A 26,167-nucleotide genomic window follows, 5' to 3' on the forward strand; every position below is an offset into this window, starting at 1 on the left:
TCCTTCGGCGGCTAGGCGTTGGCCCGGGCGACGGCCTGGGCCTTCTGGAAGCTCTCCATGACCGCGGCGTAGTTCGGCGCGGCCAGGCCATAGAGCTTGGCGAGCTCGGCCGCTTCCGGGCGCGCCCAGGTGCGGTGCAGCTCGCTCAGCAGCGCGTTGGCGGAGATCGGCTTGACCCCGCCCTGAACGAAGCGGGCGAGACTGGTGCGCGAAGCCATTTCGCTGGGGTCGCCCGAGGCGTCGACCACGGCATAGACGTCGTAGCCGGCGACCACCGCGTCCAAGGCCGGGAACATGACGCAGACACTGGTCCAGACGCCGGCCATGATCAGGGTCTTGCGGCCGGTGGCCTGGACCTGACCGACGAAGTCGCCGTTGTCCCAGGCGTTCACCTCGCCCTTTCGCGGCACGTAGACGGCGTGCGGCGCCAATTCGTGGATCTCGGGCATCAGCGGACCGTTGGAGCCGGCGGGCTCGGACGCCGTCGTGATCACCGGGATGTTCAGCAGCGTGGCGAGGCGCGCGACCATCTCGACGTTGCGTCGAAGGTCCGCCACGGAGATATCCTTGACCGTCTGGAAGAGACCCGACTGGTGATCCAGCAACAGGATCACCGCATCGGCGGGATCCAGGAGCGCCGCGCCACCGCCGGTGGGCAGGACGCTGGCTTTTTGTTTCGGCGACGTCGTCATGGGATTTCCCTGAAGGATTCACGCCCGGGTCGACATCCTCAGGGACGTCCCGCGCCAATCGACAATTCCCCGACGCGACCGGCCTCGCCAGTAAATCCCTGTAAAGCGCCGTATTAAATCAATAAACTCAGGACACCCCCATATATTCACAGACCAAGACGTCGCGATCGGCGGCGAAACTTCATCGTATCAATCCAAGCGATCCAACCTTGACCACGCTTTACAACACATAACCCCACAATTTTCTCCACGGGACTAGTCCTGTCGACCAACGCCCAGCCTGGGCCTGGTTGCCCCACGGAGAGACACGATGAAGCGCGCCCTCGTTGGAATGATCGCGGCCCTCGCCGCCGCCGCGCCCGCCGGCGCGGCCCTCGCCGCCGAAAAGCCGGTGTCCATCGTGCTGGTTCACGGCGCCTTCGTGGACGCCTCGGGCTGGCGTCCCGTCTACGAGCTACTGCGGAACAAGGGCTTTGAGGTCCTCGTCGTCCAGAACCCCACCATCACCCTGGAGGGAGACGCCGAGGCGACCCGCCAAGTCATCGCCCAGGCCAGACACCCCGTTATCCTCGTGGGCCACTCCTACGGCGGCGCGGTGATCACCGAGGCCGGGGCTGACCCCAAGGTGAGGAGCCTGGTCTACCTGGCCGCCTTCGCCCCCGACGCTGGCGAGTCGGTCCTGCAGCTGGCCAGCACGCCGACGCCGGGCGCGCCGCCCGCCCCGCTGCTGCCGCCCAAGGACGGCTTCATCCAGGTCGATCCGGCCAAGTTCGCCTCAGCCTTCGCCGCCGACGTCGACCCCGCCGTCACGCGCTTCATGGCCGTCTCCCAGGTTCCGTGGGGCCTGGGCGCGGTCGGCGCCAAGATCGCCGCCCCGGCCTGGAAGGCCAAGCCCAGCTACTACCTCCTGACGACGCAGGACCTGATGATCCCGCCCGCGGCTCAGCGCGCGATGGCGGTGCGGGCCAAGGCCACGCTGGTCGAAACGCCCAGCAGCCACGCCGTGATGCTCTCCAAGCCCGCCTACGTCGCCGACTTCGTCGCGATGGCGGCCGACGCGACCAAGTAGCCGCGCCTCCCGACGATCTCGCCGCGCCCCTAGGCCGCAGCGCCGCCTTTCAACCCTGAAAACCCGAGGAGACTTCGATGACCCGACTGCTCACAACCCTGGCGCTCGCCGCCGCGACCCTGGCCGCCGCGCCCCACGCCCTCGCCGCCCCGGCCGCGAAGGCCGCCGTCACGCGCCCCGCGCCGCCGGTGATCCACTATCGGACCGCCACCGTCGACGGCGTGAAGGTGTTCTATCGCGAGGCTGGTCCGGCCGACGGTCCGGTGGTGCTGCTGCTGCACGGCTTCCCGACATCGTCGCACATGTTCCGCAACCTGATCCCGCTGCTGGCCGACAAGTACCGCGTGATCGCGCCGGACTATCCGGGCTACGGCCAGAGCGATGCGCCGGACCACGCCAAGTTCGCCTACACCTTCGCCAACCAGGCCGACATCGTCGACAAGCTGGTGACCCAGATCGGCGCCAAGCGCTACACGATGTACGTCATGGATTACGGCGCCCCGATCGGCTACCGCCTGGCCCTGAAGCACCCCGAGCGCGTGAGCGGCCTGATCGTCCAGAACGGCAACGCCTACAATGAAGGCCTGCAGTCGCCCTTCTGGGATCCGATCAAGGTCTACTGGAAGGACCGCACACAGAAGAACCGCGACGCGCTGAACAGCCTGGTCACGCTGGACATCACCAAGTTCCAGTACACCGACGGCATGGGCGACGTTGCGCGCATCAGCCCCGACAACTGGGTCCACGACCAGGCGCTGCTGGACCGTCCGGGCAACCGCGACGTCCAGCTGGACATGCTCGGCGACTACGGCTCCAACGTACCGTTCTATCCGGACTTCCAGAAGTTCTTCCGCGACAACCATCCGCCTACGCTGATCGTCTGGGGCAAGAACGACAAGATCTTCCCCGAGGAGGGCGCCCACCCCTATCTGCGCGACCTGCCCAAGGCCCAGATCCACATCCTCGACTCCGGCCACTTCGCCCTGGAAGACCGGCTCGACGTCATGGCGCCGCTGATCCGCGACTTCCTGGATCGTAACCTGAAGGAGTAGCGCCGCGCCTCTGGGACCCGTGGAATCCGCGACGCTTAGCGCGTCGCGGATAGGGCGCGCAGGCGCTGGACGAAGACGTCCTCGATCCAGCTCTCGTCACAGGCCTCGTCGCGGCGTGTCAGCTCGATGAACAGAAACCGGCGCGACGGTCCGGCGACCGCCGCCCTGCCAGGGTCGCCGGCGGTCTCGATGACCTGGGAGCGCATGGCGCGCGCCAGCAGCGCCAACGCCTCCTCGAAACTCCCATGCTCGGGATAGACGCCCGCACGTTCAAGCGCTCCGCCGAGCGGACGCGGCGCGATGGCTCCCGCCATCGGCGCCTGACCGGTCTCGACCGGCGCGACGAAGCGATAGCCTCGACCGTTGACGGTGGCGATAAACCGGGCCTCGAACACGTCGTCGTCGAGCGCCCGCCGCAGGGCCGCGATATGGACCTTCAGATTGCCCTCGACCACGGTCGTACTGGGCCAGGCCTCTTCCAGAAGCTCTCGCTTCGTCAGGAGCTCGCCGGGCCGTTGGACGAAGGCCTTCAACAGATCCAGAGCCCGGCATCCGACGCGAACGACCACGCCGTCCCTTAGGAGCAGCTGGCGTCCCGGAATGAAGAGATAAGCGCCGAAGGCGAAGGTCAGGGCGAGCGTCATGAGCGCATCGCCCGGACCAAGGGCCGCGTGCCGAGGGTCTCGTTGTCTCGGTGGGCGGAATTCGATCGGTTCGACACACCACCCTCCTTTGAGTTTCGTGGTCGAGGATACCGCTCCCGATGATCGAGCTTCAATTGGTCCATGGTCGCGCCCAGCTCGCCATAAGGGGAGCCGGACTCGACTTTGGTCTAGTCGGCCTTGGATCCGTCCGATGAGCGTGCGCCGCCCCCCGGCCGAGGCGACAGACGGCCGAGGCGCACCCCCAACATGGCCGGCGAATTTTCGACCAGACCTCGGTCGCCCCTAGCCTTTCGTCGAGCGCGGCTAGACCTTGGTCGAGGTGGAAGCGGCGCCGCGCTCAGGTTAGGCTCGGGGCAACGTCGGAGCGACAGACGAAGGATTCCGGGTGCCCCCTCCGCTCGTCATGCCTCAGGCCGCGGAATGGCCGATTCCGGACAAGCCCCAGAACGGCTATGAGCGCCTTAGCCGCCTCCCGGAAACCTGGAAGGGCCTTGATCCCACCGCCATCGCTGAAAGCGTCGTCGAGACCTTGCTCGATATGCTTGAACTGGATTTCGCGGGGCTGCGCTTCAACGACACCACCCACGTCTTCCTGCGCGTGGCGCCGGACTTCGCCGACATCTGTTCGCCCGCGGAAATCCGCGCGGCCCTGACCAGGCGGTCCGACCAGGACGCTTCGCCTCAGCAGCTGGTTTTGGGCGGCCAGCCCCTGTCGCTGGTGCAATGCGGTCTGGGAGAAAGTGTCAGCCTTGGCGAAATCCTCGCGGGCTCGCGATCCGCGACCTTCCCGAGCGCGGAGGCGCTGGCGAAGCTCAGGATCGCCGCGTCGCTGGCGAGCCTCGCCTGCCGGGAGATGCGCGAGCTCAGCGATCGGCCGCCCCCGCCCGACCCGCGCGATAGCGCCGCCACCGCCCAGGCGCTGGCCGAAAGCGAGCGGCGCCTGAACCTGACCATCAACACCATACCGGCAATGGCCTGGTCGACGACCCCGGATGGCCTGATCGACTTCTGCAATCAGAACTTCGTCGACTATGTCGGGTGGACCGCCGAGGCGATCAGCGGCCAGGGGTTCTGGCCGATCTTCCACCCCGACGACACGGACTATCTGGTGGCGGCCTGGCAGGAGATCATGGCCACCAAGCGTCCGCGCCCGGTCGAGTGCCGCATGCGCCGCGCCGATGGCCAATACCGCTGGTTCGTCCTGCGCCAGAACCCGCTGTTCGACGCCGACGGCAACGTCGTCAAGTGGTACGGCGTCGGCACGGACATCGAGGATCGCAAACGCGCCGAGACCGCTCTGGAAGAAGCCCAGGCCGCGCTGCTGGCGAGCGAGCGGACGCTGAGCCTGATGCTCGACACCATCCCCTGCATGGTCTGGTCGACCACGGCCGAAGGTCATGTCGACACGGTCAACAAGCAGTTCTGCGACTTTGTCGGCCTGTCCGCCGAGGACTTGATAGAGGCGGGTTTCCACACCCAGTTTCACCCCGACGACGTCGAGAGAATGTTCGCCGAGTGGCAAGCCATGATGGCCTCCAGGACCGGCGGGGATATCGAGGGCCGAGCGCGTCGGGCCGATGGCGAGTATCGCTGGGTGATCTGCCGCTGCGGTCCGTTGCTGACCGCCGACGGGGAGGTCGTCCGCTGGTATGGCGTCAACCTCGACATCGAGGACCGCAAGCGCGCCGAGGCTGCGGTGACCGCCAGCGAGCGAAACCTCAGCCTGATCCTGGATTCCCTTCCCGTCCTTGTCTGGTCGGCTCGCCCCGATGGCAGCGCTGATTTCGTCAACCAGCGCTTCCTGGACTACACGGGGTCTCTCGAGGAGACCCTCCTCGAGTTCGGGTTCACGGACCGCTTCCATCCCGATGACGTCGAGCGGATGCTGGCCGACTGGAGCCGGAATCTGGACGGCGAAGCGTCTCTCATGCAGGGCAGGATTCGCCGCTTCGACGGCGCCTATCGGTGGTTCCTGTTTTCGGGCCAGAAACTGACGGATGCGAGCGGCGCCGTCCGTTGGTTTGGCGTCAATGTCGACATCGAGGATCTCAAGCGCACGGAGGCCGCCCTCACCGCCAGTGAAGCCGCATTGCGCGACAGCGAGCGGCGCCTGCAGCAGATCGTCTCGTCCATTCCGGGCCTGACCTGGTCGTCCGACGCCAACGGCGCCACGACCTTCTGGAGCCCGCAATATCTGGACTACGCGGGTGTGGCGCTTGAAGACGTGCTGGGCTTCGGTTTCACCAACTTCATCCACCCCGATGACCGGGACACGACACTGGAGCAGTGGGGCGAGATGATCGCGACGGGAACGTCCGGAGAGTCCGAACTTCGCCTGCGCAGGGCCGACGGCCAGTATCGCTGGTTCCTCATCCGGGCCAGCCCGTTCTTCGACGAGGACGGCAATCTCACCCAGTGGTTCGGCGTCAATGTCGACATCGAAAACCGCAAGCGCGCGGTGGAGGATCTGCGCCAGAGCCAGAGCCATCTGGCCCACATGACGCGCATGACCACCATGGGGGAACTGGCGGTGTCGATCGCTCATGAGGTCAATCAGCCGCTCATGGCGATCGTCACCAACGCCGGGGCCTGCCTGCGTTGGCTGGACGGCGCCCAGACAGACATCGCCATGGCGCGCCAGGCGGCCGAGCGCATCGTTCGGGACGGCCACCGAGCAGGTGACATCATCACCAGCCTGCGCAATCTGGCGCGCAAGACCGCTCCGCGGCTCGAGCGAGTGGGTGTCGAACAGGTCATCCAGGTCGTTCTGGACTTGCTGCAAGGAGAGCTTCAGCGCCAGGGCGTCACCGCCAAAGCGCAGCTGGAGCACAGCCCGATCATCATCCTGGGCGACGTCACCCAACTGCAGCAGGTGGTGCTCAACCTGATCATGAACGCGATCGAAGCGATGGCGGGCGGCCACGAGGGTCCAAAGCGCCTGACGGTCCAGGCTCGGATCCGCGAGGGCGAGGCGATCGTGAGTGTGAGCGACACCGGACCGGGTCTCGGATCGGATGACCCCGATCGCCTATTCGAAGCCTTTTTCAGCACCAAGGCCGAAGGGATTGGCATGGGCCTCTCCATCTGCCGCTCGATCATCGAAGCCCACGGCGGCAAGATCTGGGCGCGCACCAATCGGACGCAAGGCAGCGTCTTCAGTTTCACCTTGCCCCTGGCAGAAGGACACGGCGTTGATGTTTCCTACGGCTAAGGAGGGTGAAGGCGAGCGTTTCGTCGCCGTCATCGACGACGATGAAAGCGTCCGCGAAGCGCTTCGGGGTCTTTTTCAATCCGTGGGCTTGGCGACGGAGATCTTTGGCTCGGTCCAGGATTTCATCCAGGCCGGCGGCTTGAAGCGCGCGGCCTGCATTGTTCTGGACATTCGCCTGCCCGGCCGTAGCGGCCTTGAGTTCCAGGAGGCGCTGGCCAGGAGCGGCGCGGCCCTGTCGGTCGTGCTGATCAGCGGCCATGTCGACGTCCAGATGGCCGTTCGCGCGATGAAGGCCGGCGCCGTCGATGTGCTGACCAAGCCCGTGCGCGAGCAGGATCTTCTGGAAGCGGTGAACAGAGCGTTGGCCGCGGACAGGCTGCGCCGCGAGGAGGCCAAGGGCGACGAGGCGCTCCGCGCGCGGCACCAGACCCTGTCGGACCGCGAGCGGCAGGTCTTCGCCATGGTGGCGGCCGGCTTGCTGAACAAGCAGATCGCCGAACGCGCCGCCATCACCGAAGCGACTGTGAAGCTCCACCGCAGCCAGGTCATGAAGAAGATGGAAGCGGTGTCGCTGCCGGATCTGGTGCGCATGGCCGACCGGCTGGCAAAGGCCGAGGCGCGAGAAGCGCTGTGAGACGCCGTCGGCGACGGGTTGTCCGCCGCCGACGGGTGACCTCCCCTAGGCCTCGTTCATGAAGCCGCGCAGCAGGGCGTTATACTGGGCGGGCTTTTCGTTCATCGTCAGGTGCGAACAGCCGGTCATCACGGCGAGCCGCGCCTTGCCGGCGATGCCGTCGCGCAGCGTCTCGTGGCAGTCGAGCGTGACCTCGTCGAACTCGCCGGTGGTGATCAGGGTCTTCTGGGTGATGGCCTTGAGGTCCTTGCGGCGATCCCAGTCCTTTATCTTCCCCACGATGGTGAACTCGTTGGGGCCGTTGAGCACGCGGTAGGCGGGCGACTTGCCCAGCGACTCCAGGGTCGCCAGCACCTCGGGGCTCGGCGGGACGCGCAGCACGAACGTGTCGTAGAACTTCTGCACCAGCGCCGCGTATTCAGGCGTGCCCGTCTTGCCGGCGTTCTCGAGCGCGTGGATCTTGTCGCACCAACCGTCCGGCATGGTGGCGAACAGGCGCTCGAACCCGGCGATGGCCTGCGGGATGCTGGCCATGGCGCCGCTCAGGATCAGGCGATCCACGCCCCTGCCCCGGCCTTGGCACAGATACTCCACGGCCAGCAGCGCGCCCCACGAATGGCCGAGCAAGACAACACGGTCCAGGCCCAGGGCGGCGCGGACGGCGTCCAGTTCATCGACCGACCGTTGGATCATATAGACACTGTCGTCTTCCGGCGCGTCCGCCCGGCCACAGCCGAGCTGGTCGTAGAAGATGACCGGCCGCTCGTCGGCCAGGGCCTGCAGCGGCAGCAGGTAATTGTGCGATGAGCCGGGCCCGCCGTGCAGCGTGAGCAGAGGCGTCTTGCCGCCCGAGCCGAACTTTCGCCAGTAGACCTTGCCGCCCGGGACGGCGACATAGCCTTCCGACCGGGGCGCGGCGGCGAAGGCCGCGCCGGCCGGGACCGCGACAACCGCGCCGATGGCTGACTGCAAGGCGCGGCGGCGGGTCCAGCTGCTGATGGTCATTGTCGATACTCCTGAGGATGACTGAAAGGCTGCCCGCGCCAGGGCGGGGGTCTATCGCGCGCCGACGGCGGCCACGAGCAAGCGCCCGGAAACTCAAGGTTTCCAGACACGCGCCCTCAACTTGGGCCACCGAGACCAGGGTTGCTTGAATGGATCGGCCGATCGCGGGCGCGATCGACGAACATCGCCCCAAGGGGAGAGCCACCTCGCCGGACGTCCCGGCCGTCGAGACAGACGCGACGGCGCGGAAAACACCTCGGTTGACGAGCCTTTACTGAGCTTTACGCGCCCCGGCGTCCGCCCGCGTCTAGTCTCATGAACGAACACCTTAGCCCGTGGAGACAGCGCATGACGCGGATTGAAATCACCCCAAGCCTCGGCGCGGGCGTCACCGGCCTTCCGTCGACCGCCCCTTCGGAATGGGCAGGTCTGCTGCCCTGGCAGGCCCGACGGGTTCGCGACTATGTCGACGGGGACTTCGCCGGCCGTCCTTCGGTCCGGGCCGCCGCCGAGCGCGCGAGGCTCAGCCCCAGCTACTTTTCTCGGCGGTTCCGCCAGACCTTCGGCCTGACCTTCTCGCGGTTCGTGGCGCACCGCCGCATCGAGCATGCCCAGGCGATGATGATGCGGACCTCCTCGAGCCTTTGCCAGATCGCCCTGTCCTGCGGCTTTACCGACCAGGCGCACTTCACGCGCACCTTCGCGGACCTCACGGGCTCGACACCCTCGCGGTGGCGGCGAACGGCGGGACTCCATCCTCGAACCGAGGCGATGGGCTGCTGTTAGCGGCCGCCATCGGCGTGGCTCCGGGAGCAGAACGACGGCGGCGCCTGGATCCGCCGCGCCCTTCCAGAGCTGTTCCATGTCGTTAGTCCGGGCGGCTATGGCGCGGGAACCTGTTCTTTTCGCGCTCGCCGCGCTGACGACCGGCTTTCGCGGCCTCGCCCCGTTGGCATTCAACCGAAGCTTGTCTAGGGTCGTGCTCGCCTCCTGAAAATCCGGGGCAGCCGCGACGCCAGGGACCCGCCCAAGCATGCTCACCTTGCCGCTCGAGAAGCCCGGCGCAGCACGACCCAAACTCCAACTCTCGCTGAACAAGGGCGCGCGCTTCACCGTCCAGGTGAGGTGGGAATGCGACGCCGACCATGCCGACGATGTCGACGTGCATGCGCTCGAGGCGGTGAACGACGGCGCCGGGGCGAAGGTGACCGAGCTCAGCGCCGTGCTGTCCACCTACAACACGACGCGGATGAACCCGCGCGGCGGCGTGTTGCAGACCCAGGCCGACGGGTCGTTTCAGACCCCCAGCGGAGGTCTGGCCCATAGCGGCGACATGCGCGTGCAGAACAATTCAGAGTCCATCGTGATCGACGGCGCGAAGATCCCTCTGGGCGTCAACGAGATCCCGATCCTGGTCACCGTTCACGAGGCCGACCATGGCGACGGCCACGATGGCGGCGAGGAGGATGAGGACGAACCGGCGTTCGGCGACATCGATCTGTGCGTCATCACGCTGACCGACGACGCGGGGCGCGAATTGGGCGCCTATCAGCTCTCGTCCGAATTCAAGGACTTCAACGTGGTCCAGCTGGGCAGCATCCTGCTGGGTCCCGATGGCTGGGAATATGCGGCGGTGGGCCGTGGCTTCAACGGCGACTTCAACGACGTGCTCGCGCATTTCTCCTGACCAGACGTGCCTGACGATCCCAAAGCCAACGCGAACGCCAAGCCGGGCGCGGCGCCGGACCGGCTACGCCCGACGATCATCGAGCCGCCCGCCAAGCGCGAGAAACGCCAGAACGACGCCACGCCCATTCGCCACGCCGGGACGCCGACTGTAACCACGCCGACCGCGATTCCGGGCGTCGCGCGCAAACGGATCGCGGTCAGCCCGGCGGATATGACCCGGCTATCGCCGGGCGTCTCGTCGCGAACCGCGGCCCGCGCGGTGTGGCTCGTCGAGAGCTTCGTCGCCGAGGGCGCCGGCGACCGACATGTCACGCCGTGGGGACGCGGCGCCCAACAGCGCCACGCCGCGCTCATCTCGGAGGGGCTCGCTCCATCCGACGACGGCGTCCTGATCCGCACGCGCGGCCATGTCGGGCGGATCGTCGAGATCCTGGAAACGATCGATGTCGAGGCGACCTGCGACGGCCGCCGCGCGCCTCTCCTGGCCCTCTTCGAAGCGCCGAGCGGACGCATCGACTCGCCGCGCAAGCTGACGGTCGCGCGCGCCGAATTGGCGGGACTGATCGATCTGACCCGGGCGGCGCTCGATCCCCTACGAACGCTTGAGGCCGCGCTGTGCGATCATTCGCGGCGCATCGACGAGACCCGCGTCGAGATCGAGGCGGCCGCCCTTGGCGCGTTGTTCCTCTCCGAACATCTCGCGACGTCGCGACCCGAGCTGTCCCGTCGCTTCCTGCAGAGGGAAATGAGCCTGACCCAGAGCGCTGTGGAGATCCGCGGCGGCCAGTTCGAGCGGGACAGCCAGGTCGAGGACGCCCGCGCCCTCATCGCCACCATCCAGGACGTGGTGCTCGCGACCCTGGTCAGCTGGCTGGGGGACATGGCCATCCGCGCCTCGCGCCGCCCAGCCACAACGGAGGTCGCGGAGCTCCGCAGCCGCCTCCGCGCCATTCTTCGAAAACTCGCCCCATAGGATCGCCCACGATGACCTTGCAACTCAGTCTGCAGAAATCGGCGCGCGCGCTGCGCGTGTCCCTCGACAAGGCGGGCGTCGCGCCTGACGTGAAGGCCGAGCTGATCTTCGACATCGACGTGTCGGGCTCCTTTGAGCACGAGCACAAGGAGGGCACGACGAGCAAGCTGATCGCGCGCCTCGTGCCCTACGGCATGGAACTGGATCCCGACGGCAAGATGGACGTGTTCACCTTCGCCGACGGACGGCACACCGTCACTCACGTCGGGACGGTCACGCCTGACGATTGCGAGGACTACATCGTTCGCAAGGTCGTCAATCGCGTGATCGGATGGAACGGCGGCACCGAGTACAGCTATGTGCTGGAGCGCAACCTGCAGCATTTCGGCTGGTTACCGACGCCCGAGGGCGCTGGCGGCTTTCTGAGCCGGTTCTTCGGACGCCCCAAGACGCCGGAGGTCCTGTCAAAGAAGCGTTCGATCGTCATCTTCGTCACGGACGGCGAGAACCACACCAATGATCACGTCCGTACGACCAGGATCCTGGAGGAGTCCGAAGAGCGCGGCGACCAAGTCTATTTCCTGTTCGTGGGCGCGTGCGAGCACGACGTCGACTTCCAGTTTCTGCGGACGATCGCCGAGCGGTTCAAGAACACCGGCGTGGTGATCATTCGCGACCTCGACGCCTTCGTCGATCTTTCGGACGAGCAGTTGAACGCTCAGCTGCTCGGACCCGAATTGCTCGCATGGCTGAAGGCCTGAAGGCGCCGGCGACGGAACAGGGGCGGCTCGGCGAGCGGGCCGTCCAGAGGCAAAGGCCTTGTCGGCGGGACAGGCGGCGTTCAGGTCTTGACTATAAGTCTACATAGGTAGATTTATTTCTCATGGCTCGCGCACGCTCTCTCTCCGCTCACGCCCGAACGGTTCTGGCCGTCCTTCTTGGGGCGGGCGGCGCGTGGTCTCACGGCTACGAAATCGCCCAGCGCGCCGGGATCAAGTCCGGCACGCTCTACCCGCTGCTGATCCGCCTTGAGGCTCAGGGCTATCTCGAAGCCCAGTGGCAACAGCCGGCAGAGGGCGGAAGGCCGCCTCGACATGCCTACCGCCTGACGGAGACGGGCGTGCAGCTGGCGCGAGACAATCCTCCGCAGGCGGCGACGCTCCCAACAGTCGGCCAGGCGGCCAATCCATGAGGGCGCAGCGCCGCCTGGCGGGCCTGGTTTGCGGCATGCTGAACGCCAGCCTGCCCGCCGCCAATCGCGACTGGGCGCTTGCGACGCGCGCGGAGGTCGCCGCGATCGACAATGACGCCGAAGCGTTGGCGTTCGCCCTGGAGACCTTCTGGGGCCTTGGCGTCCCCGGCCTCGGCTGTCGGCTCTTGCGGATCGCCGTTAAGCTCGGGGGCGATGACGGACTCGGCCAGGGCCTTCCGCGCCTGGGCTGGCGTGATCGTCTAAGATACTGGCCTCGCGCCCTTGGCGTGGCCAGCGCGTTCGGCGCTTGCCTGATGGGATTTGCGTACCTGGCCGCCGCGGGCGCGCCGGGCCTCTACATCGTCGGCAATATCGCCGCGCTGGGCCTGGGCCTGGTGATGCTCGCCCTCGTCGGACGCAGCCTGTCGTCGACGGCCGCCGGACTGGGCTCGGTCTTGCTGGGCCTGAGCCTGGTGCTGCTGGGCACGGCGGCGTTTGGCGAAGGGGCCAGCGGGGCGACGCGTTGGCTGCGTCTGGGCGGCCTGGCCGTGCAGCCCAGCCTCATCATCTTGCCGGCGATGGTCGTCGGTTTCGCCCGTTCGCGGACAGTCCCGAGCGTCCTGGCGATGATCCTCGCGGCCGGCGCGCTGGCGCTGCAGCCCGACCGCGCCACGGCGGGCGCACTCTGCGCTGGACTGGCGGCGCAATGGCTGTTGCGCCCCGACCGCCGCGGCCTGATCGCCTTCGCGGCCAGCGCCGTCGGGTGGAGCATCGCGCTGATGCGGGCGGACGCCCTGCCCCCGACGCCCTTCGTCGACGGCGTCCTGGCTTCCGCCCTGGACGTTCATGCGCTGCTGGGATTGGCGGTGCTCGGCGCGATGGGTCTGCTGCTGGCGCCCGGCCTGTTGGGCAGCCTTCACGGCGCCGACGCGCAGGAGGCGTATTTCGCGTTCGCGGCCGTCTGGGCCGCCTTGTTTCTCGCAGGCGCGGCGGGCCCCTACCCCACGCCGATCGTCGGCTACGGCGGCAGCGCCATCGTCGGTTACCTCTTGAGCCTGGCCCTGTTGCCGTCGCGCGTTCCAGAGGTCTCAGACGGGCGCTCTGCCGTTCATGGCGACAGCCGGGCGCCGCCCGATCCAAGCCTGCGTCTCGCTCAGCCCTGAGCTTCAGCCCCCCGCGCGGGCCGCTTCATCAAGAAGGAAATCAGCCGTGAAAATGCCTCGCCTTGCAAAGCGGGATCGCTACCTGCTGTCTGCTTTGTTGCTCTTGGGCTTGCTGTGGTTCGGCTGGACCGAACTGACCAAGACGCGGGGAGACCAGAAGGTCGACTTCCAACCGGCCACGCGAGACTGCGGCGCGGAAGGCGCGCTGCGCTACTGCGTCTATCGCGCGGTCGGCGGCGTCAATGGCGACATCGTCTATCATCTGCACGGTCGCGGCCTGGACGAGCGCATCTGGAACGACGACACCTATCTGACGGCGATGCTGCAGGCGCGCTGGCAGGTCGCCGGAGCGCCGCCGCCCACTGTCGTGACCCTGTCCTATGGGCCGAGCTGGCTGCTGACGCCCAAGGGGCGGATGGCCGATAGCGGCCTGCTCGACGACATGATGCGGCGCTTGCCGGCCATCGAGGCCAAGGTCGGCAGCCCCCGGCGGCGCATGTTGCTGGGGGAATCGATGGGCGGCCTGAACGTGTTGATCGCCGGCCTGTCCTATCCCGACAAGTTCGCCAAGGTCGCCGCGTTGTGCCCGGGCGTCTATGTCGACTCGCCGTTCGCCAAGCTCTCCACGCTCGTCGCCGCGGCGCAACGGACGGGGGCCAACCCGAAGATCGCGTTCGGCATCCGCGCCATGGCCCAGACCTATGCGGCGGATGACGCGGAGTGGCGCCGCGTTTCGCCGATCGCGCTGATCAAGCGCGCCACGCCGGCCTATCCGGCGCTCTATCTCTCGTGCGGGCTGTACGACAACTACGGCAATTTCGAAGGCTCGGAGCGGCTCGTCAGCATGGCGCGCGAGCGCGGCGTCCAGACCGAGTGGCGTCCGCTCTATGGCGGCCATTGCGTCACGGATGCGAACTCGGTCGGGGACTTCCTGCTGAAATGACCGCGCACACGCCGCTACGGGTGGACGGCTTAGGCGGTCTTTCCGTCCATCCAGCGGCGGAACAGCTGTGGCCAGAGGGCGCTGGGCGCGCCGGGGCGGCCGACGCCGAAGGCGTGCTCGCCTGTCTCGAACAGGTGAGCCTCGCAGCGGATCCCGGCGGCGCGCAGGGCGGCGAGCATCCCCAGGCTATTGTCGATGGAGACGTTGGTGTCGTCCGCCGCGTGCGCGACGAAGCACGGCGGCGTGGCGGCGGAAACCCGCAGATCCGGCGAGCGGCGGGCGGCCGCCGCCGGCGACGGCTGGGCGCCGAGAAGCTGGTCGCGTGACCGCGCATGGGCCTGGGGCCCGATCATCGTGATCACCGGGTACAGCAGGCCGGCGAACGCCGGGCGGGCGCTTAGTCGGTCTATGGCGTCGATAGGCGCATAGACCGACTGGGCGTGGTCGGTCGCCAGGGTCGCCGCCAGATGACCGCCGGCCGAGAAGCCCAGCACGCCGACGGTCTCTGGCCGGACGCCGAGCGTTGCGGCATTGGCCCGGATAAGCCGCATGGCGCGCTGGGCGTCCTGCAACGGCGCGTCGGCGCGATTGTCCCAGCCCTCGCCGGGCAGCCGGTAGGCCAGCACGAAGACGGTCACGTCCAGGGCGTTGAACGTCCGGGCGACCTCGCCCCCCTCATTGGCCGCCGAAATGGCCAGATAGGCGCCGCCCGGACAGACCAGCAGGGCCTGGCCGTTCGGTCGCGCGGGCCGGAACACGTTCAGGGTGGGCCGGGCCACCTCGCGCAGGAAGTTCGGCGGCCAGTCGGCCGGCAGTCCGGGCGTCACGCCGCCGCGCCAGCCGGGCGGGTCGCCAGGCCATAGCGGAAGAACCTCCTTCGGCGGCCATGCCTGCGCCCAGCCGGCCACGGCGGGCGGCGCGGTCTGCGCCAGCGTCGCGCCGGACAGCAGCGACAGGGCCACGCCCGCGCCGAAAGCGCGACGGCTGGGGCCAGCGCTCATCGACGACGCTCCGCCTGGGCCCAGGCGGACAGGAACAGCGGGTCCATCAGCGCGTAGCCGGCCGCCGACGGGTGCACGCCATCGGCGCCGAGGTCCGGCTTCAGCCCGCCGTCGGCGTCGGCCAGGGCCGCGTGATAGTCGACGAAGACCGCGCCCCTTTCGCCGGCATAGGCGCGCAGCCAGGCGTTCCAGGCCTTGATCCGACCGGCGGGTCGCGCCTCTGGCTGCCAGTAAAAGGCCTTGGCCGGCGGGATGCTGGCCAGCACGACCTTGATCCCATGGGCTTGGGCCAGCTCGACCATCGCCCGGATATTGTTCTGGAACCGCGCGTCGGTCATCGGGCCGGTGTTGCCGGCGATGTCGTTGGTTCCGGCCATGATGTGGACCACGCGCGGCCGCAGGGCGATCACGTCCTGGTAGAAGCGCAGCAGGATCTGCGGGGTGGTCTGGCCGCTGACGCCGCGATCGACGACCCCGTCGGCGAACACGGCAGGGTCGCGCGACTTCCAGTACTCGGTGATCGAGTCGCCGATCAGCACGATGCGTGGCCGGGCTCCGCCCGCCAGGCTCTGGTTGTCGGCCGCATAGCGGCAAAGACCGGGCCAGTCATTGGCCCGCTGGACCTCGACATAGCGGCGATAGGCCTGGAGATCCTCGGCGCTGGGCGGCGGCGGCTCGCCGACCAGACTCCGGCGCTTGACCAGGGCTTCGGGCGGGGCTGGACAGGGCGCTTCGGCCGTCAACGGGGTGGTGCCGGCGGGCTTGTACTGGGCCTTGACCGCGCCGAGCGGCGCGACGGCCATCGCGAGCGTCATCAGGAGGGCGCCGGCCCGATGGCGGCTTTTCGGCTTGGTGCGCATGGCCGTCCCATCTCCGTGGCGATGACGGCGCGCTTAACAGCCCCTCATGACCAATCCGTGACATACGTACGATTGAAATCGTCAGAAAGTTATGCCGATTTTTCGCGTCAGCGTACAATCATACGATGCTTGAAGACACTTTCCGCGATCGACTTGCGCACTAATGCGGCGACATCCTAAAGGCCATACGATCAATCTGTCGACGGACACCCGATGACCGCCCGCCCCGACGCCGACATCCAGCCCGTTCTGCGCGCGGCCCTGACCCTGGTCGCCGCCGACGGCCTGAAGGGCCTCAGCCTGCGCCCCCTGGCCGACCAGTTGGGAAGCACCGTTTCGGCCCTGTCGCACCGGTACGGCCTCAAGGACGAGTTGGTCGCCGCGGTGATCGACGCCGCGCGCGAGGCGGACACGGCTTTTCTGAATGGATGGCTGTCACGCGTCCGGGCGCTGCAACCCCTGACTGGCTCGTTGTTGGCGGATCTCGCCGACGCGATCCTGGACGACATGACGTCCCCTCGTCACGCCGCCCGCACCCTGTTCTTCTTCGAACTGGTGCAGGGCGCGCCGACCCGGCCGGAGATCGTCGCCTCCCTTTCCGCCTGGCGCGACCGGCGGCTGGCCTTCTGGCGCGCGGCGGCCGAGACGATAGGCCCGCCGGAACTGGGCGACGCCCTGAACGGCTACAGCGCCGACGAGGCCGCGCACGGACTGGCGATCGGGGACGTGGCGGCCTATCGCTGGCTGCGTCGGCTGACCTTGCGCCGCCTGTGCGACGGTCTGGTCGCCGCGCCTGGCGCCACCGACCTGCGCGCGTTCGTCATGCTGCACGCCGCGCTCGGCGAGATGATGACCGGCCCCGACGGCTACGAGCCCCAGCCTCTGACGGACTGGCAGGCCAGGATCGCCCGCGACATCTCGGCCCTGATCATCACTCAGAGCGCCGACGCGGTGACCCATCGCGCCATCGCCGCCCGCGCTGGCGTAGCCAGCTCCACCCTCGCCTATCACTTCCCCCGGCAGGAGGATCTGCTGATGGCGGGGCTGGAGGACATCATCGCCCGCCTGCATGGGCGTGTGTACCGCGATCCGGACAAGATCGACCTGATCGAAGAAGATCTCAGCAGCGTCGAGATCGCCCGCGCCACCTTCGCCGTCGCCCTGGCGGCGACCCGAACGCCGCGCCTGAGGGCCTGCGCGGCCGACATGCGCCGCCGGCGCGGCGAGAACTACCTGTTCATCCTGAACCGCCAGATCCCGGGCGAGTCGCCGCTCGACCTGCTGTCGTCCCAGGCCCTGTCGATCGCCGGCATCGGCCAGATCGTCCTTGATGGCGTGACGGCTGGCGGCGACATCGACCGGTCGGCGATCGAGGCCCTACTGGCCGCCGCCCTGGCGGCTCGCTGAGACCCACAATTCGCACAAGCGTACGTAACACGCACAGGATCCAACAAAACGGCAGGGGCCATATCGCACATCTGTCACGCTAACGTCATGGCGCGCTGGTAGTCGCCCTTCAGCCAGCTCGTGGCAGGGGGTTTTCGCCAATGATTTCGACACGCCAACTTCACTCCGGGCTCGCCCTGGTCGCCAGCGCCAGCGCCTTGCCATTCGCACAAGCGTACGCTCAAGCAGCCTCTCCGACGCCCGCCGCGGCCGAGAGCGCCGAGCTCGAGCCGATCGTCGTCACCGCTCAGCGCCGTAGCGAGAACCTGCAGGACGTGCCGGTCGCGATCACCTCGATCACCGGCAAGGCGCTTGAGAACTCCAACTTCCAGTCGGTGACCGATCTGCAGTACGTCGTTCCCGGCGTGCAGTTCGACATGACCAATGGCGCGGCTTTCCAGATCCGCGGCGTAGGCAGCACCTCGTTCGACTATTCCAACGAGAAGTCGGTGAGCCTGGTGGTCGACGACGTGGTCATGGACGCCCAGCGCGACAACGGCCTGACCGGCCTGACCGACATCCAGCAGGTCGATGTGCTGATGGGCCCGCAGGGCACGCTGTTCGGCAAGAACGCCACGTCGGGCGTCATTTCGATCGCCACCGTCAAGCCGGTGCTGGGCGAAGTCTCTGCCAAGGTCGCCGGCAGCTACGGCCAGCGCGAGGACCACAACGCGACCCTGACCGTCAACGCGCCGCTCGGCGACAAGGCCGCCCTGCGGGTCTCGGCCTTCACGCAAGGCCAGGAAGGCTACGGCGACTACACGACGCTGCACCAGCCGTTGAATTCGTTCAAGGAATACGGCTATCGCGCCAAGCTGCTGTTGCAGCCGATCGACGGCCTGGAGGTGCTTTACACCAACGACTACGAGCACCACTGGGACAACTTCATCCGCACCTCGGTGTCGGGCGGCTCGGCCGCGCTCACCGCCCTGCAGATCGCCCACGGCGTGACGCCCGGCCTGCGGAACGACGACAACGCCGACTCCAGCATGGGCGTGACGCGCTCCAAGACCCAGGGCCATGCGCTGCGGGTCCAGTACCAGGTCGGCAAGGACACCCTGACCTCGATCACCGCCTATCGCGAGACCGACTATCACGGCGAGGCCAACGCCAACCTGGTTCCCGCCACCGAGTTCGCCTTCCTGCCCTACAACACCGGCCAGCTGCACACCGAGAAGGTCAGCCAGGAACTGCGCTGGGCCTCGCCGACGGGCGGCTTCGTGGAGTATCTGGGCGGGCTGTTCTATGACCGGCTGATCGCGCGTTCGACCCAGTTGCAGTGGGCCACCCTGGGTGCGCCTCTGGTGTCGTCGACCGGCGTCAAGCTGACCAACTTCTACACCCTGACCAGCCCGATCGGCGTCAGCAACGCCAACGCGACCCTGTTCAAGACCCAGAACACCACCACCGCCGCCTTCGGCCAGCTGAAGTTCAACCTCACGCCCAAGGCCAGCCTGGCGATCAGCGGGCGCTACACCCACGATAATAACGCCCAGTCGATCAACTACATCTGGATCGACCCGCGGCCGATCACCGGCGTCAACGCCACCTTCACCCCCACCTCGGCCAAGCCGTACAAGCAGGGCGGCCGCGTCAAGGGTGACAATTTCTCGTACCGCGTGGCCGCCCAGTACAAGCTGACCGACGACGTCATGGCCTATGCGACCTATTCCACCGGCTACAAGCCCGGCGGGGTGGCCGTGGTCGGCAACCAGTACGCGCCCTATGCCGACGAGACCGTCAAAAGCCTGGAAGCCGGCGTCAAGTCCGAGCTGTTCGGCCGCCGCGTGCGCCTGAACGCCGACGTCTTCAGCTCGACGTTCAGCGACTTCCAGGCCTCGGTCCTGACCGTCATCCCGGGCAATCCCATCACCCAGGTCGCCATCGGCAACGCCGGCGAGCTGAAGAGCCAGGGCGCCGAAGCCAACTTCGCCTGGCGGATCGACGACGCCTTCACCCTGACCGGCGCGGCCACCTACGCCGACGCCCATTTCGTCGACTACCAGTACAACGCCACCACCAACTATGGCGGCGCCAGCCTGACCCAGGCGCCGAAATGGCAGACCTCGCTCAGCCTGGTCTATGACCACGACGTCGGTGGAAACCTGCGGCTGCGGGCCAATCTCGACTATGCCTGGCGCAGCAAGAGCTGGGCTCAGTTGGGCGAGCCGGTCAACATGGAGCTGCCGGCGTTCGGCCTGCTCAATGGCCGCGTCAGCCTCTCGCCGCAGAACAGCGCCCTGGAGCTTGGCCTCTACGGCCGCAACCTGTTCGACAAGTACTACTCGGCCAGCCTGCAGCAGTATTCGACGCTGAGCCTCATCCACTACACGGTCCGCGACGCGCACCGGACCGTGGGCGTCTTCGCCCGCTACGCCTTCTGATCCGTCCCCGAAGCGCCGGCGTCCTAGCCGGCGCGAACTCTCCCGCCCGCGCGTCAAGCCGGGCGGGACCTTTCTCCCAGGACCCCTCCATGCCGCGCGCCTGCCTGATCACCCTGGCGGCCCTGATGACCGCACCCGCCGTCGTCGCCCAGGAAGCCCCGAACCTGAGCCCCGACCTGAAGCTCAACCAGCTACAGGTTCTGGGCACCCACAACAGCTACGCTCTGCCCGCCGATCCGCGCCTCCTGGCCTTGGCCGAGCCCCTCGTCGGCCGCGTCACCAGCCAGCTGTCGACCAAGCTGCCGCCGAGCGAGATGGCGCTGTTCAAGGAAGAGCACCCCAACGACGTCACCCTGAGCGAGGGGCTGAGCTATCGGCATCCCGACCTGACCGCTCAGCTGAACGCGGGCGTGCGCAGCCTCGAAATCGACGTCAATCCAGATCCCAAGGGCGGCAACTTCGCCGATCCGGCCGGCTATCGCCTGCTGCGCGCCCAGGGCGTGACCGACCTGGCGCCGTTCGACGCCGAGGGCCTGAAGGCGTCGGGCTACAAGGTGCTGCACATCGCCGATATCGACTTCCGCAGCCGTTGCCCGGCGCTGACGTCATGCCTTCGCGAGATCCGCGCCTGGTCCGAGGCCCACCCCGGCCACGTGCCGCTGTTTCTCGTCGTCGAGGCCAAGGTCCAGGACCTGCCCCTGCTGCCCGCCCCCACCCATACCGTGCCGTTCACGCCCGCCCTGTTCGATGACCTCGACCAGGAGCTCGTGGAGGGACTGGGCCGCGAGCGCCTGATCACGCCTGACGACGTGCGCGGGGCCTATCCGGCGCTGAACGCGGCGATCCGCGCCGGCGCCTGGCCGACCCTGAAGGCCGCGCGCGGCAAGATCATCCTCCTGATGATCACCGCCACCGGCGAGGCGGGCACGCGGGGCTACCTGGAAGGCCACCCGTCGCTGAAGGGCCGCGCGGCCTTTCTGCGCGCCGAGCCCGGCCAGGACCACGCCGCCTTCCTGATGTTCGACAACGCCTTGGCGCGCCAGGACCAGATCCGGGACTATGTGCGCCAGGGCTATATCGTCCGCACACGAACGGACATCGAGACCTATGAGGCCAAGACCAACGACATGACGCGCGCCAACGCCGCGCTCGCCAGCGGCGCCCAGGTGGTCACGACCGACTTCGAGCAGCCGGGCAACGCCTATGGCACGCCCTATGTCGTGCGCCTCCCCGGCGGCGGCGTGGCCCGCGCGAACCCGGTGACCGGACCTCGACCACGCTGACGACCACGGATGGAGCGCGCCCTGCTGGCCTCCGATCGGCGGGTCCGCGCCTCAAACGATTGATCGCCGTTATGCGAACTGCTAACGCCCGTCTCGAGCGAGGGGGTCCCGATGCGCGGCGAGGCGGCTTGCGTGATGCTGATGGCCCTCGGGCTTGCGGTCGCCCACGCCACGCCGACGCGCGCGCAAGCTCCCCGGTCGGTGACGGTCGACACGACAGGGAAATCCCTGGCCAGCGCCCTGACTGAACTGGCTCGACGCTCCGGGCGGGAACTGCTGGTGGCCGCGCCGGCCCTCGGCGCCCGCCCCGCGCCCCGGCTCAAGGGCCGCTACGCCATCGACCAGGCCCTGCCGCTGCTGCTCGAAGGCTCCGGCCTCGCCTACCGGCGCACCGCCGATGGGACCTACATCGTCCATGTCGCGCCGTCGCTTCCCGCGCCGGAGCCCGACGTCCCCGTGGCCCTGCCCGAACTGCTGGTGACCGCGCGCTCTCAGAACAGCGACATCCGGCGCACCGAGAACGACATCCAAGCCTACAAGGTCTGGAGCAGCCGGGATATCGAGCAGGCCCACTCGGCTGACGTCAACGCGTTCCTACGCCTGATGGCCACCGGCGACGCCCAGATCGCCTCGGCGCTGCAGGACCCGTCCAACACCAACGCCAGCACGCGCTCGGAGGTCAATCTACGGGGCCTGGGCTCGAACCAGACCCTGGTGCTGGTGGATGGTCGCCGGATGCCCGGACTGCCGCCGGCCGGCGGCTCCGGCGTCCTGGTCAGCCAGACCGACGTCAATGCCCTGCCCCTGGCCGCGATCGATCGGATCGAGCTCCTCAACGCCACGGCCGGTGGCGTTTATGGGGCCGGCGCCAGCGGCGGCGCGGTCAATATCGTGCTCAAGCGCGACTATCGCGGCGCCGATCTGGGCGTGACCTACGGGATCACCGGGCGCGGCGACGCCCCGGCGCGGCGCCTGGACGGCCGGATCGGCTTCTCCCCGGACAGCGGCCGAACGAACATCATGGTCGCGTTCGGTCTGTTGCGCGGCGATGGCCTGGATGTCGGCGATCGCGACTATGAGACCAGGGCGCGGGCGCGGCGCTATCGCAACGATCCCGCTCAGCTGGCGCTCGAGCGACCAGTCAGCGGCGCGATCAACATATTCAGTACGAGCGGCGGCGATCTGACGCTCGACCCCGCCTATGGCGGCGCCAGCCTGGGCGCGGCCACGACCTTCGCGCCGGCCGCTTATGGCGGCGTGGCCACCGACCGCGGCGCGGCGCTGCTGGCCAATGCCGGACGCACGGACACGAGCCTCTCGCCCGATTCCGCCGGGGCGCGCCGCGCCCTTCTCAGCCGACGGGAAACGGCGTCGGTGATCGGCAGCGTCCGTCATCGTTTCGGCTCCGCGATCGAGGCCTATGCCGACGTGTTGGCGATGCGAAACAAGGGCCAGTCGGTCGTTCCGCAAGACAACCTGCACGCCATCGGCCTGCCCGCCGACGCACCCAGCAACCCGTTCCAACAGGCCATCATACTCACCGTCCCCTTGCCGGGCCTGGATCCGACCGGGACCAACCTCATCAAGACGACGCGCGCCTCGGCCGGCGTGATCGCTGACCTGCCCCACGGCTGGAAATTCAACGCCGACTATGTCCTGGGCGGCGCGCGCATCGATGTTGTCCTGGCGGCGAAGAGCGCGACGCCGGGCTACTTCGGCAAGCTGGCGACCGGTCAGATCAATCCGTTGGGCGGGAAGCAGGCGTTCCTCGCCGCCGTCGCCGAGTCCATGGTCGACACGCGCACGAGCCTGGCCCAGTCCAATCACTTCAGGAACCGGTCGCTGCGACTGGCGGGTCCCCTTCTCGACCTTGGCGGCGGCCCCTTGAGCCTCGCGATGACCCTAGAGGACCGCCGCGAACGCGTGCCGCCCACCGTGATCCATCTGCCCGACACCGGCTTTGGCGCTTTCGACGCGCCCCTGCAGGGCCTGGTCCAGTCGGCGCGCCAGTACTACGGCGAGCTGCGCGCGCCGCTCACCGACCGCTACACCGGCCCAGCGGGCCTGAAAGGCCTGGAATTCCAACTCGCTCTGCGACGCGAGGAGACGCGCCAGGGGCCGCCGACCGACGCGCCGGTCGGCGGCACGGTCACCGAGGTCACGGAACGCTCGCGCCAGACCTCAACGCTCTACACCGCCGGCTTCAAGGTCTTTCCGGTCGACGGGCTGATGGTGCGGGCTAGCGTCTCATCGGGCTTCGTGCCGCCGGTCGCCGAGCAGCTCAGCGCCGCCACGATTCACTATACATCCGACCCCGCCGCCTATGCGGCGGCGACCGGCCGCAAGGTCCTGCTGCCGGCCACCAGCCAACCGGCCGACCCGCGACGCGGCGGCGAGGCGCTGGGCCTGACCGGCGTCTACGACCTGCTGTCGGGCGGCTCTCTGACCCTGCGACCGGAGCACGCGCGCAGTCTGTCGGCCGGGGTGGTGTTGACCCCGACGAGCCCACTGCGCGTGTCCGTCGATTACACGCGGATCGAAAAGCGCCAGGAGATCTTCGCCTTCCATACCGGCGACATGCTGTACTTCCTGCAGCACGAAGACCTTTTCCCCGACCGCGTGAAGCGCGCCCCGCTGACCGAAGCCGATCGCGCCAAGGGCTATTCGGGCGGCGTCGTGACGGCCGTCGACACCACCAGCTTCAACATCGGCCGGACCTCCGTCGAGGCGCTCGACATCCAGGGCGACTACCTGATCCGCGCGGGGCGGCTGGGTGATTTCCGCCTGCGCGCGGCGACGACCTGGCAGCCTCACCTGCGGCGGCGGACCGACCCGACCAGCCCGTCGATCGACTATGTCGGCTATGCCGACGGCCCGTTGGCCTGGCGCGCCAACGGCGGGGCGGACTGGTCGAAAGGCGCGACCACCGTGGGCTTCAACGTCTCGTTCCATGGTGGCTATCATGTCTATGGTCGCTCGGACTCCGCCGCGCAGGTCGCGCAGTTGACGCGTTGGCAAGGCGCCGACCGCGTCCCGTCCCAGGCCTATGTCGACATCTTCGCGACCCATCGCGTCAGCTTCGGAAATGGCGGGCCGCGGAAGGCCGAAATCCGCTTCGGCGTGCAGAACGTGCTGGACCACAGTCCGCCGGTGATCGCCCAACGCGTCGGCTTCGGCCTGAGCACGTTCAACTATAGCACCTATGCCGACCCGCGCCGCAGACGGTTCGAACTCGGCCTGGTCGGTCATTTCTAAGGCGGGTCAGCGCTTCGAGACCAGCTCGTAGGTGTCGGCGTCGCGGGCGACCAGCTTGACCGGCAGGACCTGCGACACCGAGCGGCCGAACCGCTCGATGTCGCCTGTCTTGAAGACGCCGGTGATGCGCAGGGCGGCGACCTTGGGGTCCTTGATGACGATCTGGGCGCGCGTGTAGCGGTTCAACAGGCCGATCGCCTCGGACAGGGTCTGGTCCTGAAACTCCACGACACCCTGCTTCCAGGCCAGGTCCTCGTTAAGGTCGGCGGACGAGACCTTGCCGGCCTTGCCGTCCTGGGCCGCGAAGGCCTGGCCAGGCGTCAGCTTGACCAGCGGCGCGCTCGGGCCCGAGGCGACCGAGACGCTGCCCCGGGCTAGCACCACCCGCACCGCGCCCGGCGTCAGCCGCACGTCGAACTGGGTGCCCAGCGCGGTGACCACCCGTCCCGCCGCCTCGACGGCGAAGGGATGGGCCTTGTCGTGGGCGACGTCGAAGAACGCGCGCCCGTTCAGCAGGCGCACGTCGCGGCGGCCGCCGGTGAAGGCGACATCCACCGCGCTGTCGGCGTCCAGCGTGACGCGCGTGCCGTCGGGCAGGTCGACGATCGACTTCTGGCCCTTGCCGGTGACGTAGTCGGCCCGACCCGCGGCGGTCAGCGAGGCGGTCTGGTTGGCGGCCACCTGGGTCGCCTTGCCCGATCGCTCGAACCAGCCCTGCTGGGCGCCCAGCAGCAATGTCGCCGAGACGGCCGCCACGGCGATCGACGCCGCGATCAGTCGCGGCCAGAACGGCCTGGCGACAGGCTCCGGCCCGGCTTGCCGGGCGGCGCGCGCCATGGCGGCGATCAGGTCGCTGTCGTCGGCGTCGTCGAAGACGTCCCACATGGCGTGAACCTGGGTCCAGGCCTGTCGGTTCTCCTCGCTCTCGTCCAGCCAGTCTGCGAACTGCTCGCGCTGAGGCGACTGGTCGAGGTCGTCGCGGGCCAGCCAGCGCGCGGCCGCCTGGGCGGAGGTCAGGATCTCGCGGGTCATCGGGCGTCTCCCGCGTGGGCCATCAGATGTTCGATGGCGCGAACCATGTGCTTTTCCACCGCGCTGACCGACAGACCCAGCTGCGTGGCGATGGCCTGATGCCGCAAACCGTCGATCCGGCGAAGCAGGAAGATCGCCCGCGTCCGTTCCGGCATGGTCATGAGGGCGGCGGCGGCGGCGTTGAGGGCCTGCTTGCCGGCATAGATGCGGGCCGGGTCGAAGTCCTGGTCGCCGCGCAGATCCGGATCCAGAGCGACATGCTCGTCGGCGTGCCGGACGGTGCGGCGGCGATAGCGGTCAGCCAGCACGCTGGCGGCGGTCTGGAAGATATAGGCGCTAGCGCGATCGGTATCGTCCGGCGTGCCGCGCACGGTCAGGCGCAGGAACACCTCCTGCACCAGATCCTCGACCTCGCCGGCGTTGCGGACCCGGCGTCGGAAATAGGCCGTCAGCGGTCCGCGCATCGCCGCCGCCTGCTTGGCGAAGGCGTCCGCGCGCGCGGCGGCGTCGGAGGCATTGGTCATCAGCTCCCCTCTCGCCATTCCCATCAGAGACTCCGCTGGCTGTCCAACGACATGTGGATGTCGTCTTCGAGAGGGCAGAACGCAGCCTTGGAAA

22 protein-coding genes are annotated in these 26,167 nt (G+C 68.1%); 15 read left to right on the top strand and 7 right to left on the bottom strand.

What is annotated here, in order from left to right; all coding sequences use genetic code 11:
- Window positions 1-11 precede the first annotated feature (11 nt).
- Window positions 12-692, bottom strand: coding sequence for an isochorismatase family protein (locus tag CSW62_RS19220; protein WP_099580585.1), 681 nt, complete (start codon window positions 690-692; stop codon window positions 12-14).
- 310 nt (window positions 693-1,002) lie between these two features.
- On the opposite strand from CSW62_RS19220, the gene CSW62_RS19225 reads away from it, so the two are divergent.
- Window positions 1,003-1,761, top strand: coding sequence for an alpha/beta fold hydrolase (locus CSW62_RS19225; protein WP_099580587.1), 759 nt, complete (start codon window positions 1,003-1,005; stop codon window positions 1,759-1,761).
- 77 nt (window positions 1,762-1,838) lie between these two features.
- Entirely contained in the window at window positions 1,839-2,813 is a 975-nt protein-coding gene (locus CSW62_RS19230; RefSeq protein ID WP_099580589.1) for an alpha/beta fold hydrolase, read from the top strand.
- Window positions 2,814-2,848: 35 nt separating this feature from the next.
- Here CSW62_RS19230 and CSW62_RS19235 read toward each other — a convergent pair whose 3' ends face one another.
- Complete coding sequence (locus CSW62_RS19235; protein ID WP_099580591.1) at window positions 2,849-3,457, bottom strand: transcriptional regulator; 609 nt, start codon at window positions 3,455-3,457, stop codon at window positions 2,849-2,851.
- A 406-nt stretch (window positions 3,458-3,863) separates the two neighbouring features.
- Between CSW62_RS19235 and CSW62_RS19245 the strand changes: the two genes are divergently transcribed.
- On the top strand, window positions 3,864-6,689 hold the full coding sequence (locus tag CSW62_RS19245) for a PAS domain S-box protein (RefSeq protein ID WP_199170643.1): 2,826 nt from the start codon (window positions 3,864-3,866) through the stop codon (window positions 6,687-6,689).
- Window positions 6,673-7,323, top strand: a complete 651-nt coding sequence (locus CSW62_RS19250; RefSeq protein ID WP_099580593.1) for a response regulator transcription factor — start codon at window positions 6,673-6,675, stop codon at window positions 7,321-7,323. Before CSW62_RS19245 ends, CSW62_RS19250 begins: the two co-directional genes overlap by 17 nt.
- 45 nt (window positions 7,324-7,368) lie before the next feature.
- On the opposite strand, the gene CSW62_RS19255 is transcribed toward CSW62_RS19250, so the two are convergent.
- Entirely contained in the window at window positions 7,369-8,328 is a 960-nt protein-coding gene (locus CSW62_RS19255; protein ID WP_099580595.1) for a proline iminopeptidase-family hydrolase, read from the bottom strand.
- 348 nt (window positions 8,329-8,676) lie between these two features.
- On the opposite strand from CSW62_RS19255, the gene CSW62_RS19260 reads away from it, so the two are divergent.
- The 7 genes from CSW62_RS19260 to CSW62_RS19290 all read left to right on the top strand — a co-directional run bounded on the left by CSW62_RS19260 (window position 8,677) and on the right by CSW62_RS19290 (window position 14,288).
- Window positions 8,677-9,114, top strand: a complete 438-nt coding sequence (locus CSW62_RS19260; protein ID WP_099580597.1) for an AraC family transcriptional regulator — start codon at window positions 8,677-8,679, stop codon at window positions 9,112-9,114.
- Between the two features lie 247 nt (window positions 9,115-9,361).
- Window positions 9,362-10,015, top strand: a complete 654-nt coding sequence (locus CSW62_RS19265) for a TerD family protein (RefSeq protein ID WP_099580599.1) — start codon at window positions 9,362-9,364, stop codon at window positions 10,013-10,015.
- A gap of 6 nt (window positions 10,016-10,021) precedes the next feature.
- Window positions 10,022-10,990 (top strand): hypothetical protein, encoded by a 969-nt coding sequence (locus CSW62_RS19270; protein ID WP_099580601.1) that lies wholly within the window; start codon window positions 10,022-10,024, stop codon window positions 10,988-10,990.
- Between the two features lie 11 nt (window positions 10,991-11,001).
- Window positions 11,002-11,751, top strand: a complete 750-nt coding sequence (locus CSW62_RS19275; protein WP_099580603.1) for a VWA domain-containing protein — start codon at window positions 11,002-11,004, stop codon at window positions 11,749-11,751.
- A 122-nt stretch (window positions 11,752-11,873) separates the two neighbouring features.
- Window positions 11,874-12,182, top strand: coding sequence for a PadR family transcriptional regulator (locus tag CSW62_RS19280; protein WP_099580605.1), 309 nt, complete (start codon window positions 11,874-11,876; stop codon window positions 12,180-12,182).
- Window positions 12,179-13,345, top strand: a complete 1,167-nt coding sequence (locus tag CSW62_RS19285; RefSeq protein ID WP_099580607.1) for a hypothetical protein — start codon at window positions 12,179-12,181, stop codon at window positions 13,343-13,345. The genes CSW62_RS19280 and CSW62_RS19285 overlap by 4 nt, the downstream gene beginning before the upstream one ends.
- A gap of 52 nt (window positions 13,346-13,397) precedes the next feature.
- Window positions 13,398-14,288: an alpha/beta hydrolase-fold protein gene (locus CSW62_RS19290; RefSeq protein WP_233206731.1), complete on the top strand. Its 891-nt coding sequence runs from the start codon at window positions 13,398-13,400 to the stop codon at window positions 14,286-14,288.
- A gap of 29 nt (window positions 14,289-14,317) precedes the next feature.
- Here CSW62_RS19290 and CSW62_RS19295 read toward each other — a convergent pair whose 3' ends face one another.
- Complete coding sequence (locus CSW62_RS19295; RefSeq protein ID WP_099580611.1) at window positions 14,318-15,289, bottom strand: alpha/beta hydrolase; 972 nt, start codon at window positions 15,287-15,289, stop codon at window positions 14,318-14,320.
- On the bottom strand, window positions 15,286-16,149 hold the full coding sequence (locus CSW62_RS19300) for an SGNH/GDSL hydrolase family protein (RefSeq protein WP_099580613.1): 864 nt from the start codon (window positions 16,147-16,149) through the stop codon (window positions 15,286-15,288). Before CSW62_RS19300 ends, CSW62_RS19295 begins: the two co-directional genes overlap by 4 nt.
- A 213-nt stretch (window positions 16,150-16,362) precedes the next feature.
- Between CSW62_RS19300 and CSW62_RS19305 the strand changes: the two genes are divergently transcribed.
- From CSW62_RS19305 to CSW62_RS19320, 4 genes are all read left to right on the top strand, one after another.
- Window positions 16,363-17,556 carry a TetR family transcriptional regulator gene (locus tag CSW62_RS19305; RefSeq protein WP_099580615.1) on the top strand — a complete coding sequence of 398 codons (1,194 nt, stop codon included), beginning with the start codon at window positions 16,363-16,365 and terminating at the stop codon, window positions 17,554-17,556.
- A 140-nt stretch (window positions 17,557-17,696) separates the two neighbouring features.
- Window positions 17,697-19,979: a TonB-dependent receptor gene (locus CSW62_RS19310; RefSeq protein ID WP_099580617.1), complete on the top strand. Its 2,283-nt coding sequence runs from the start codon at window positions 17,697-17,699 to the stop codon at window positions 19,977-19,979.
- A gap of 89 nt (window positions 19,980-20,068) precedes the next feature.
- Window positions 20,069-21,262 carry a Ca2+-dependent phosphoinositide-specific phospholipase C gene (locus CSW62_RS19315; protein WP_099580619.1) on the top strand — a complete coding sequence of 398 codons (1,194 nt, stop codon included), beginning with the start codon at window positions 20,069-20,071 and terminating at the stop codon, window positions 21,260-21,262.
- A 111-nt stretch (window positions 21,263-21,373) separates the two neighbouring features.
- Window positions 21,374-24,517 carry a TonB-dependent receptor gene (locus CSW62_RS19320; RefSeq protein ID WP_099580620.1) on the top strand — a complete coding sequence of 1,048 codons (3,144 nt, stop codon included), beginning with the start codon at window positions 21,374-21,376 and terminating at the stop codon, window positions 24,515-24,517.
- Window positions 24,518-24,523: 6 nt separating this feature from the next.
- Here the strand turns inward: CSW62_RS19320 and CSW62_RS19325 are convergent, their stop codons facing one another.
- Window positions 24,524-25,549, bottom strand: a complete 1,026-nt coding sequence (locus tag CSW62_RS19325; protein ID WP_099580622.1) for a FecR domain-containing protein — start codon at window positions 25,547-25,549, stop codon at window positions 24,524-24,526.
- Window positions 25,546-26,073 (bottom strand): RNA polymerase sigma factor, encoded by a 528-nt coding sequence (locus tag CSW62_RS19330; RefSeq protein ID WP_158235470.1) that lies wholly within the window; start codon window positions 26,071-26,073, stop codon window positions 25,546-25,548. The genes CSW62_RS19325 and CSW62_RS19330 overlap by 4 nt, the downstream gene beginning before the upstream one ends.
- Window positions 26,074-26,167: the final 94 nt, after the last annotated feature.

The sequence above is a fragment of the Caulobacter sp. FWC2 genome (assembly GCF_002742625.1).
Taxonomy (GTDB): Bacteria; Pseudomonadota; Alphaproteobacteria; order Caulobacterales; family Caulobacteraceae; genus Caulobacter.

What these genes read in the sequence shown, in the direction of transcription:
- CSW62_RS19220 (WP_099580585.1), bottom strand. Translation starts at nt 692, where the DNA reads ATGACGACGTCGCCGAAACAAAAAGCCAGCGTCCTGCCCACCGGCGGT.
- CSW62_RS19225 (WP_099580587.1), top strand. Translation starts at nt 1,003, where the DNA reads ATGAAGCGCGCCCTCGTTGGAATGATCGCGGCCCTCGCCGCCGCCGCG.
- CSW62_RS19230 (WP_099580589.1), top strand. Translation starts at nt 1,839, where the DNA reads ATGACCCGACTGCTCACAACCCTGGCGCTCGCCGCCGCGACCCTGGCC.
- CSW62_RS19235 (WP_099580591.1), bottom strand. Translation starts at nt 3,457, where the DNA reads ATGACGCTCGCCCTGACCTTCGCCTTCGGCGCTTATCTCTTCATTCCG.
- CSW62_RS19250 (WP_099580593.1), top strand. Translation starts at nt 6,673, where the DNA reads ATGTTTCCTACGGCTAAGGAGGGTGAAGGCGAGCGTTTCGTCGCCGTC.
- CSW62_RS19255 (WP_099580595.1), bottom strand. Translation starts at nt 8,328, where the DNA reads ATGACCATCAGCAGCTGGACCCGCCGCCGCGCCTTGCAGTCAGCCATC.
- CSW62_RS19260 (WP_099580597.1), top strand. Translation starts at nt 8,677, where the DNA reads ATGACGCGGATTGAAATCACCCCAAGCCTCGGCGCGGGCGTCACCGGC.
- CSW62_RS19265 (WP_099580599.1), top strand. Translation starts at nt 9,362, where the DNA reads ATGCTCACCTTGCCGCTCGAGAAGCCCGGCGCAGCACGACCCAAACTC.
- CSW62_RS19275 (WP_099580603.1), top strand. Translation starts at nt 11,002, where the DNA reads ATGACCTTGCAACTCAGTCTGCAGAAATCGGCGCGCGCGCTGCGCGTG.
- CSW62_RS19280 (WP_099580605.1), top strand. Translation starts at nt 11,874, where the DNA reads ATGGCTCGCGCACGCTCTCTCTCCGCTCACGCCCGAACGGTTCTGGCC.
- CSW62_RS19285 (WP_099580607.1), top strand. Translation starts at nt 12,179, where the DNA reads ATGAGGGCGCAGCGCCGCCTGGCGGGCCTGGTTTGCGGCATGCTGAAC.
- CSW62_RS19290 (WP_233206731.1), top strand. Translation starts at nt 13,398, where the DNA reads ATGCCTCGCCTTGCAAAGCGGGATCGCTACCTGCTGTCTGCTTTGTTG.
- CSW62_RS19295 (WP_099580611.1), bottom strand. Translation starts at nt 15,289, where the DNA reads ATGAGCGCTGGCCCCAGCCGTCGCGCTTTCGGCGCGGGCGTGGCCCTG.
- CSW62_RS19300 (WP_099580613.1), bottom strand. Translation starts at nt 16,149, where the DNA reads ATGCGCACCAAGCCGAAAAGCCGCCATCGGGCCGGCGCCCTCCTGATG.
- CSW62_RS19305 (WP_099580615.1), top strand. Translation starts at nt 16,363, where the DNA reads ATGACCGCCCGCCCCGACGCCGACATCCAGCCCGTTCTGCGCGCGGCC.
- CSW62_RS19310 (WP_099580617.1), top strand. Translation starts at nt 17,697, where the DNA reads ATGATTTCGACACGCCAACTTCACTCCGGGCTCGCCCTGGTCGCCAGC.
- CSW62_RS19315 (WP_099580619.1), top strand. Translation starts at nt 20,069, where the DNA reads ATGCCGCGCGCCTGCCTGATCACCCTGGCGGCCCTGATGACCGCACCC.
- CSW62_RS19320 (WP_099580620.1), top strand. Translation starts at nt 21,374, where the DNA reads ATGCGCGGCGAGGCGGCTTGCGTGATGCTGATGGCCCTCGGGCTTGCG.
- CSW62_RS19325 (WP_099580622.1), bottom strand. Translation starts at nt 25,549, where the DNA reads ATGACCCGCGAGATCCTGACCTCCGCCCAGGCGGCCGCGCGCTGGCTG.
- CSW62_RS19330 (WP_158235470.1), bottom strand. Translation starts at nt 26,073, where the DNA reads ATGACCAATGCCTCCGACGCCGCCGCGCGCGCGGACGCCTTCGCCAAG.